Consider the following 9,293-nt stretch of genomic DNA (forward strand, 5'->3'; position numbering starts at 1 on the left):
GATGTGTATAAGAGACAGCCTCGAACGCTGTCTCTGAGTAGATATCGTCGCCCTCAGCGTCGAGGTTGATCGACGCGTACAGCGTCGCGACCGGGTCCGCCGGCTCGATCGCGTGTTTCGAGACGCCGAGCGAGAGTGTGCAGTCGCCCTCCTCGTACATCTTGATCCGGCCGTCCTCGATACACACGCCGACCGAGGCGTCAAACTCGGTGACGCACGGGAACACGGCGTCGCCCATCTCGACCGGCACCGTCTCGCCGCTCGGCATCGTGATCGTGTCGTCATCGTCACCGCGACGGGTGTCAGTCGCGTGCATTAGGCCACCTTGATGTAGCCGACCTGTTCGGTTTTCTCCGAGACGACCTCCCAGCCGGACGTTTCCGCCACTTTGGCCTCGGCCTTCCGCGGGTCCTGATGCGCTCGGGTCTTCCGCTCGTACCGGTACCCGCTCGGGGTGTCGTCGGGCACCTTCACGGTGATTTTCCACTCCGGGATCAGCTCTGTCTGCTCGGCCATTGCCGCGTCGCCGAGGTCCGCCTCGATCGCATCGTACTGGCGGTAGATTTCCTGCACGGTCGCGCCTTGATCGCGGAGCGCGACCGCGGCCTCGGCGAAGGGGTTGTCCGACTCGCGGATCTGCTGGAACGCGCGTTCGGCGCGAGCGCGCTGCCGCAGGGTCACGCCGTCGTTTTCGAGCGATTCGTCCGTCGTCGTGTCGTCAGTATCAGTCGTCATTGGGGGTTGTGCCGTCGTCGGCGTCGGTGTCGTCGTTGTGGTCAGTCGCGCTGTTCGCTTCGGGCTCCGTCTCGTCGAGGAGGTCGGCGATCGCCAGCCGGATCGCGTGCGAGCGATTCCGAAACTCGCCGGCCTTGACGCGGTCGTCCAACTCGTCGAGGTGGTCAGCCGAGACGCGGGCCGTGATTCGGTGGCGACGAGCGTCTTCGTCGTCCGGGAACACGGGTTTGCGCTCACTCGTCGCCATCAGTCGACCCTCCATCGGTCGCGACCGCCGTCGCGGCCTCGACTTCGTCGCTCATCCAGCCCATTTGGTTGCCGTTGCCGCCGGCCGCCTGTTCGACCTCCTGAAACGGGAAGCGTATCGAGAGGTCGCCACGGGCACGCAGTCGGTCGAACACGCCGCGCGCCTCCAACGGGTCGCGGTACGACCGCCCGAGCAGTATCTCCAGTTCGATATCCCGCGGATCGAGCCCCGAGACAGACGAAACCCACTCTGTGATCCCCTCGTACACGCGGAGTGCCCACTGATCGAGGAGTGTCGTCACGGGCTCGCCGGTCGGCAGTCGTTCGCTGGAGTCGACCGGGACGCCCGCGAGGTCGTCCGGTGTGCGCTCGTAGTACTCGATCGGCTCGTCGGGGTCGAGGACGGCGTGCTCGGCGGAGATGATCGTCCACTCGTCACCGAGCGTCTCACCGTACTCGCGTTTGCACGTCCAGTAGGCCCGCCGGTAGAGGTCCTTCGCCGGAACGGCGCCGGCAACGTCGTGTTTCGAGCCCGAACACCCGACCGCGACGAATCGGAGCGGGTCGCGATCGCGGTGCCCGTCGATTGCGTCACGGACCTTGTGACAGTAGCTCATCCCGTAGCCGACGTTCTCCACGTCCACCCGACCGCGCTCGATGTTCGTGACGGTCTCACGGGCGTCCACGAGGTCGTCACACTCCGTCGCGAGGCGGGCCGGCAGACAGTCCGGAACGTGCGCGTCGGCGAGCACGTCCATCAGGATCCGGTACAGCGGTCGGTCGGCCTCCGGAACGGTGGTCGCGTCGCGAACGCCCCACACCCAGTGCGAGGAGACCGCGAGGTCGCCGTCCGGAAGTTCGTGCTCGCGCGGGTTCGGGGTGTGATCGCTATCAGACACGGTCGACCTCCGTCAGCGTGATCACTGGCTTGTCGAGGATACGGTCGGCTCGGAACGACGCCTCCCGACCGCCCATGTGGTGAGACAGGTCAATCGTCCCGTACTTGTCGTTGTACGACGGCGTCGTCACGCACCCGTCGTCGGCGGTCTCGTGGATCACCGCGTCGTGCGCGAGGAGCCCGCGGACAATCGTCGTCTCACCCGTGACGCGGTAGAGCCGGACGCCGTTCTCCTCGGTGACCGCGTAGAACACGTCGTCGCCGGTCGCGAAGCGGTCGACGAAGCGAAGCTCCGGGAGCGGCGTGCCGGCGCTGGTTCGTGGCAGATCGGCGTCGTCGGCCGGGGTTGGCTCNGGGAGGTCGGGCGTTCCGCCGTCGGCGACGAGCTGGGTGTCGTCGTCTTCGGCGTCATCCGGGATCGTCTGGAGCGGGACGGCTTCGAGCGAGTCGAGCGTGCCGTACGCCCGGAGAACTTGCTTCCGGTGGTAGTCCATGTAGCACTCCGGACAGCGCTGAAACCCGTAGAGGAAGACCGCGTCCCACCGGAGCGTCAGCCCGCACTCTTTACACGCCATGTGGTCGTCCAGTTCGAGCTCGGAGTCTTCGCGAGGGCCGGGGTCGTCCCCGACGTGATCGTTGAGAACCTCGCGATCAACGCCACCGTCGGCGATCAACTCGCCGCGCTCGTGCCGGCGCCGGCAGGCGTCGGAACAGAACACCTTGTCCGCCGATGCCCCTACGTCGAAGTAGAGCCGACAGTTCGGACACACCCGACGTTCGAGGTCGTAGGCGCTATCCGGTGGCGTCGGATCCATGTTCGCGACCGCCTCGCAGGGCGGACGGTGCCCGCCGTCGGTGGCTGGTTCGCGCCACTGCGTCTCGTCACGACACTCGGGACAGAGCCACACGTAGTCGGGCTGGCCGAACGACTCGACCGCAGGCGAGTACTCGTGACAGGACTCACACTCCGCCCACCGCTCGTCACTCGTCACGCGGTAGAGGTACCCCTCGGTAAGCTCGCCGTTGAGGTCCTCGATCGCGTCCTGCCAGTCCGAGACCGAGCCAAACCCGGCCTCGCGGTAGTAGGCCATGAGGACTGAGCGGTCGGACGGATCGACAGCGCCGATACACTCGACGCGACAGTCGCCCATCTTCTCGCCTGTACGGCTCTTGCGCCACCAAGTGTCGCCCGTGGTTCGCTCGGACACGCGGAAGGTGACAACGTCGCCGGACTGCTGGAGACGACGGCGCGCGTCCTCATCGGCGAACACGATCGGGCCGACGTGGTTGCTGTCTGTGGTGTCCTGATCGAAGCCACCGTCGGTGACCGGCTCGCCCGTAGCCCGCGCCTCGACCGCGTTCCGGTACGGGGCGTCCGCGTACGCCTCGCACCGTTCACTCGCGGCAGCCCGCGCCGCCCGGACGCTGTCGTAGGTCTCGCTCTTCGCGTAGTGTGCGGTGTACTCGCGATCGGGAAGGTCCGGCGGGCGCTCGAACAGTTCGCGCGTCTTGTGCTGATACTCGGCGACCCACTCGTGGTCGGCCGGGTCGACCAGCTGACAGCACGCGCGCTTCGGGTGGATCGTCACATGGGTCAACACGCGCTCATCGAGTGAGAGGTCGGTGTCAGCGGCGACGTTCGGAACCCGGAATTTCTCGTGTCCGTCGCGCGGGTCGTACCAGATCACGCCGGGCTCGTCGTGCATGGCGTAGCGAGCGTGTGCGTAGTGCGTCCGCTCGTCGACGGCGACGCCGATCGTCGGCGCCGCGCCGGCCGCCTGCGCGATCGTGCGCTGTCTACTCGCCATCGTCGACCCCCTGTAGCGCCCAGTAGAGTTGGAAACACAACGGGGCCGTGTCCTCGACTTCTTCGAGGATTCGCGTCGTGTCGGTCGGCTCGCCGTGAATCCGGTGCTCGTCGGGGCTCTCCCCGTCGCCCGCAGGGTCACCGTACTCGCCTTCGAGAAAGTCGCGCGTCTCCCGGCCGAGGTCGGCCATGTCGTCGATTAGCCGCCGACCGACAGCCGCCGGCACGTCATCGGCGTCCGGAGACGTGGCGTCGTATATCGTTTCGCTGTTCGCTTCCATCGCGATCGCGATTTCGCCCACCTCCTCGATCAGCGCGAGAAGGAGCGTGTCGTGACGTTGGTTGCCCCACTTCTCGATGTTACTCTCGGCTTCGTCACCCCACCGCTTGCCGAGCATGATCGGGTGCTCTCTCCTTCCGACCGCCTGATCGACACCGCCGTCAGTAGCTAGTTCGCTGTCGCGGTCGTCGACGAAGTCGCCGCCGTCGTCCTCGGGCAGCCGCACGACGCCGACGCGCTGGTCCAGTTCGAGCCGATCCATCGACCCGGCGGCCGAGTAGACCTGTTGCTCAGTGAGGCCCGTGCGCTGGGTGACCTCGCGGACGGTCAGCTCGGGATACTCGCTCGCCTCGATCGTGTCCCGAATCAGCTCCGGGACAGAACGATCGTCCGTCATCGATTCATCAGCGCTCGATCGCTCGCGCAAGAGTCACACTCGTCGTACGAGAGCGGGACCGTCCCGTGACGCGGGCAGAACGCCTCGACCGTCACGTCGTCGAGCGTACAGTCAAAGTCCGGGTGCTCGACGTGTTCCTCCGGCGTCTCTCGCAGATCGCGGGCGTACTCCACCTCCTCCTCGATCCCGCAGCACTCACACGAGAGGCGAATGTGGACGCCAGCGGCCATCTCCTCCGCCTTCTGGAGGTCGGTCTTGTGCTCCTCGGCCTCAGAGAGAATGGTCTTTGCGAGTCGCTTCATCGTCTGCCACTCGCCCCCGACGGTGCCGCCGTTCGCCGTTGCGACAATCCGGTCGCCCTCGGAGTGGACTTCGGGATCGTCCGGGTTGGAACCGCCGTCAGTCAGCGCCTCGGGCGATGCCGGCGTCCGCTCCACGTCGTGTCCGGTATCGTGTTCGTGCCGCTCAGCGACGAGGTCGCGTTCAGCGAACAGTTCGTACTGCGTGCTGCCGTCAAGGTCGTCACACTCCGTGCAGTCTGCACAGAACCCTGCGTCGTCTCCCGTGAGGGCCTCACCGCCGTCCGTCACGGCTTCACCGCGCTCGCGACGCGTCTCCAGTTCCTCCCGGTCGACGATCGACACCTCGACCTTCGACGACGCGATCGACGCCAGCGCCTTCGAGCGCTCGATCGCCCCGGCCTCGAAGTCGTCTATCTCGTGGTACTCGGCCACCATGCAGTCGTCGCCGCCGGCCTCGTAGAACCACGTCAGCGACTCGCGACCCGGATTCACGCACCGAACGAGTTGGTCGTCGCCGAGCACGTCGAAGCGCCCGGACTCGACGTGCGCGAGCCGCAGCGTCGCGGCCACGTCGAACGAGTAGGTCGCGTCGACCAGCTCCACGGACGAGTGATCCGGGTGGGCGTCGGCGTTGAACGCCGCGCCGCCGGGCTCGTCGGGAAGCGCGTCGATCCGCTCCTGCACGGCTTCGGACTCAGTCGGCTCCGTGTCGCCAACCTCGACCAGTTCGTACCCGTCTGGGTGGATGACGATCGCCGCGTTCTCCAGCGCCGGTCGGGGATCTGTGCTACTACCGCCGTCTGCTTGCGTAGGGGGTTGTGCCATAGTGGCTGGTTCCAGCCGACCGGCGCCGCCGTCGACGCCGGCGAGCGACTCAGAACCTATCTGGTTCTCTTTGTGCCATCCTTTTAATACTTTGCTTCACAAGTCTTGTCTGCCTTGTTGGATGGTCTAATCGGGATATTCGGACATATCGAAGTTATTTGCGCCGGTGCAATTGGTTTGTGGCGACCCGGTTGTTACTATTATATAGTAACTTGCGGAGGCAGCGGCTACCGACCGCTACCCCGATGATTCAGCGAAAAGGAATATCAGTCGTCTCCTTGATCCGAAATCGACTCTCGGGCCTTCAAAACACCCGCGACAAGAACAATGAAGGCCAATACAGAGAGTACCCGAATTTCTACCTCTCGTGGTGTCGAATCGGCGTAATTCTCGTGCCGGACCAGTGAATCGGGTAACACTCTCGCCGAGGGCGTCACGTAGGCCGGTTCAACCGTGCCTGATTGTTCAAGCAGCGTTCGAAGTTCCGCTTCTGAGCGGTTCCCACCGAGACGTTCGTAATCGTCGTAGAACGCTGATACGTCATAGTCAGTAGCTGGATCTCCGCTGCCCACCGCTGAGAACAGATCATAGATTGTCGCGTTCCCGTTCCCGCGTAGATCAGCATCAAGTCGCGCAAGAACGAGGGCGCCAGAGGTATAATCATCTCTGACAAGACTCGCCTCCGACTGTCGGAGGTAACTACTTGAATTGGTCAAGTTTGAGCCCGATGAAAAATGATCCCAGTAGGTGAGCTGTGCATCATACTCAGTAGGCGTCAACAAGCCATTATCGTACAGAATCCGTGCCGTGAGATAGGTCGCAGAGCTTTCCGTGAACCACTGCATCTCCTCGGCGACAGTGTATCGCTGATTCAGGTGGACATATTCATGCAACGGCGTGTGTGTACCAGGTCCATTCTGTTCCCAGTTCTCTCCAGAGACGGAATCGGCTCGCGAAGCGTACCCTCGAACATCACCGGGATGAATGAAAAGCGTACTCTCGCAGTAGTAGTGGCGGGGATCAATCGTCTCCGCGCCAAGTTGTAGCCCCTCAAGCGTCGCGTCCCCGACGGACGAATCGACTGCCGCAGGAATCACTACGTTATGACGATTCGGACCGTTCGATATCGTCTCGACGTGGGCTATTTCCCCCACGTACATGATCGTCGTGCCAGCATACCCGCCGTCAGGGAACGCTAATTGGATGGGGGCACCACTGTGGCGCGGGATAACGCTCGTGGCTACCGACTCATTATGGCTCGTATACGTCTCGGGAAGATCGATTCGATCGTCATCCTCCGGGATCTGAAAACTCCGATTTACCGCATATTCGATCTGAGCAGTTCCACTGCCAGTATACTCAAAATACCCCGGATATGGCTCTTCAAACCCGTTTGCAAGCCGAATATCCTGATTCTCAGGTACCGACACAATGAACGAGTCTTGTCCGTCCGGAACAGTGTACTCTAACAGGACGACGCCGGGATCAGAGGCTGTCACAGAAACCGAGACAGGTGGGCCAGATCGATCCTGATTCCGGCCGTTGAGTCGGTCGTACGCTGTAGCGCACTGCTCCGTTTGCGCTATCGTCGAGGTTCCCTGTTGAGTAGCTCCTGAGACAGGGGCAGCCCCAGCAACGAGCCCGACGAGTAGGATGACACACCAGCTGACGGAGAGAACGACACCCCGTCTCATTCAATATCCTCTTGAGATTGAAAATCAGTCCGTGAGATGGGTTCTCCAGCGGTAAATCGCTTCCACTGCTGCGGATGATATCCCGCCAGCGTATCGTACATGCTGATCCCGCTACCCCCAGCCCCAACCGCAATAGCAGGGAGCGATCCCAACCAGACGCCAACAAAGAGGAGGATCGGGAACACGACCACCCCGCCACCGGCAATTCGTACTTGTCGGTCCGTCATTTGGCGTGGTGTGTCAAAGTCGATCTGTTCCGGGATATAGAAGGTCCGCTTCGAGACAAATGGGGACCCATCAAACAGACAGCCAAATCCATAGTGGACCGATTCGTGGGCTATGAGTCCGACGAGACCACCGACGATGAGAATACCTATTTGTTCGAGTAATTCAAGCACAATTACTTGGCCCGTAGCCGTGTCAATATAAAGTACTGTCTGGTGACTCTGTTGAAGTCCCCAAACGGTGACATGTTTTCGGGGGCGTGCTGAATATAGAGGGTGAAGTTATTAGATCTCCACCACAGAAATCCAGTCAATTGTACCGAAACGCTCGCGCTTAGACGTCTCCGCCTTCAGAGGAGGGGGTGCCGTGGATGTTGAACGATTCCGTCTCTACCGTCTCTTGGGCGTCACCTTCGATACTCATGTCATATGATAATCCTTTGATCGACTCTTCAATTGCCATCTCTATGCCGGTGATGCGGACAGACGCAGCAGCGTAATTACTCCCAGAATCTGGCACCAATTTCAACGAGAGCGTCCAATCGTCAATTGTTGCGTCTTCAAGAGTTGCGCCCCATATTCTAGGTTCATCAGAGTTACCCCTCTTGTCCCTCAGCTTGATTGATGCGCCTCCGACCGTTGCATATCCATCAAGCGAAGAAAGATCAATATCAACATGTATCTCTTCCTCTTTCGGGGTTAGCCACTCAACAATGAGCCCTTGAGACCCCTGACCATTCATACTAGTCGTGAGTGAACCCGGGCACAGCGTGGGCGGGAGCAACTCAGGATTTATCAGTGTGAACTCTGCGCCATTAATTCTGAACCCGCATTTACTCTCTTTTTTAAAATTGCTGAACATTTCATTCGAGATCTCCACGTGGTCATCGGGAGACTGAACGTCATATTGAATTTTAGTCGCCGCTTCGACATCTGTGAACTGGAATCCTGTCAGATTCAGCGCGACCCGATTTGCCTCATTCACGTCTTCTGACGTGAGTATGACAATATCAACCACTCCGTTGGTGAAGTCTAATGTATCGATATTGTTGTTGTAATTGCCCGTACCTCCCCATCTTCCTTTAGTGGTTTCTACAGACAGATCTTCCACATTTACCCCATATTGTTCCAACGAAGAAACATCTATTCTGAGATGGTGTTGCTGATTTTCATCAGGTAACTTATTTCCCATCACGTTACTCGGTTGCAAAGATATCTCAAGAAGCTGTTTACTATCGAATCCCGCTCTAATATTATCTGTAGTGACGGACGCAGTAACCCACGGCTCGTCACGGTATCTTATTCTATCAAGACTCAAACAGCCGGAGATAGCAGTACTAAGACAGACACATCCTGTAGCGATGAGACTTCGACGTTTCACACGAAAGGGTACAAATTAAACAGGCATATGTTTTCTGTGGGTGATATGCGCCAGGTATTCAGCAGCCGGTTACTGTCAGAATCTGAGGATTTCAACAGAGCCTGTCTAGTCACAGACCGGTTCAGAGATTATTACCGCTCGTTCACGCGGTTGTCCGTCTGCGAGAACGCCTCCGTCGCCATGTCGGCGCGCTCGGCGGCCTCGATATGCTGGTAGGCCTCGCGGACCTGTTCCTCGCTGTTGTCGAGGTAGCGCGCCGCAGCGGCGTAGCCAAACTGCCGGACGAGCACCTCCCCGACGCCTCGACGCCCGCCGTGGAGTTCGAGATAGTCGCCGTCGAGTGAGAGGTCCAGCTCGTCGCGACGCTCGGCGAGGTCCCCGTGCGTCCAGAGCCGTTCCATGATCGACCGGGCGCCGTCGGTCGTGAGCGGTTTCGGCGCGTCGAGGTCGTGTTCGGCCGCGACGATCAGGTCGGACGCCCCGCCGCGGACGCGCTCGATCGCG

9 protein-coding genes and 1 pseudogene are annotated in these 9,293 nt (G+C 61.0%); all 10 read right to left on the reverse strand.

Features of this window, described 5'->3' with window-relative positions:
- On the reverse strand, positions 1 to 316 hold a 316-nt coding region (locus C471_RS09195; RefSeq protein ID WP_004048474.1), incomplete at its 3' end, for a hypothetical protein.
- Entirely contained in the window at positions 316 to 735 is a 420-nt protein-coding gene (locus C471_RS09200; RefSeq protein ID WP_004048475.1) for a hypothetical protein, read from the reverse strand. The genes C471_RS09200 and C471_RS09195, both read right to left, overlap by 1 nt.
- Entirely contained in the window at positions 725 to 982 is a 258-nt protein-coding gene (locus C471_RS09205; protein WP_004048476.1) for a ribbon-helix-helix domain-containing protein, read from the reverse strand. The genes C471_RS09200 and C471_RS09205 overlap by 11 nt, the downstream gene beginning before the upstream one ends.
- Positions 969 to 1,880 (reverse strand): DUF6884 domain-containing protein, encoded by a 912-nt coding sequence (locus tag C471_RS09210; RefSeq protein WP_004048477.1) that lies wholly within the window; start codon positions 1,878 to 1,880, stop codon positions 969 to 971. The genes C471_RS09205 and C471_RS09210 overlap by 14 nt, the downstream gene beginning before the upstream one ends.
- A gap of 1,796 nt (positions 1,881 to 3,676) precedes the next feature.
- Positions 3,677 to 4,363 carry a hypothetical protein gene (locus C471_RS09220; RefSeq protein ID WP_004048479.1) on the reverse strand — a complete coding sequence of 229 codons (687 nt, stop codon included), beginning with the start codon at positions 4,361 to 4,363 and terminating at the stop codon, positions 3,677 to 3,679.
- Positions 4,360 to 5,490: a hypothetical protein gene (locus C471_RS17920; RefSeq protein ID WP_004048480.1), complete on the reverse strand. Its 1,131-nt coding sequence runs from the start codon at positions 5,488 to 5,490 to the stop codon at positions 4,360 to 4,362. Before C471_RS17920 ends, C471_RS09220 begins: the two co-directional genes overlap by 4 nt.
- Before the next feature lie 266 nt (positions 5,491 to 5,756).
- On the reverse strand, positions 5,757 to 6,989 hold the full coding sequence (locus tag C471_RS16995) for a hypothetical protein (RefSeq protein WP_204365934.1): 1,233 nt from the start codon (positions 6,987 to 6,989) through the stop codon (positions 5,757 to 5,759).
- 191 nt (positions 6,990 to 7,180) lie between these two features.
- On the reverse strand, positions 7,181 to 7,582 hold the full coding sequence (locus C471_RS09230; RefSeq protein ID WP_049909199.1) for a hypothetical protein: 402 nt from the start codon (positions 7,580 to 7,582) through the stop codon (positions 7,181 to 7,183).
- Positions 7,583 to 7,742: 160 nt separating this feature from the next.
- On the reverse strand, positions 7,743 to 8,600 hold the full coding sequence (locus C471_RS17000) for a hypothetical protein (protein ID WP_152421860.1): 858 nt from the start codon (positions 8,598 to 8,600) through the stop codon (positions 7,743 to 7,745).
- A 320-nt stretch (positions 8,601 to 8,920) separates the two neighbouring features.
- Positions 8,921 to 9,293 (reverse strand): annotated as a pseudogene (locus C471_RS09235) (site-specific recombinase); the annotation flags it as partial.

The organism is Halorubrum saccharovorum DSM 1137 (genome assembly GCF_000337915.1).
GTDB lineage: Archaea > Halobacteriota > Halobacteria > Halobacteriales > Haloferacaceae > Halorubrum > Halorubrum saccharovorum.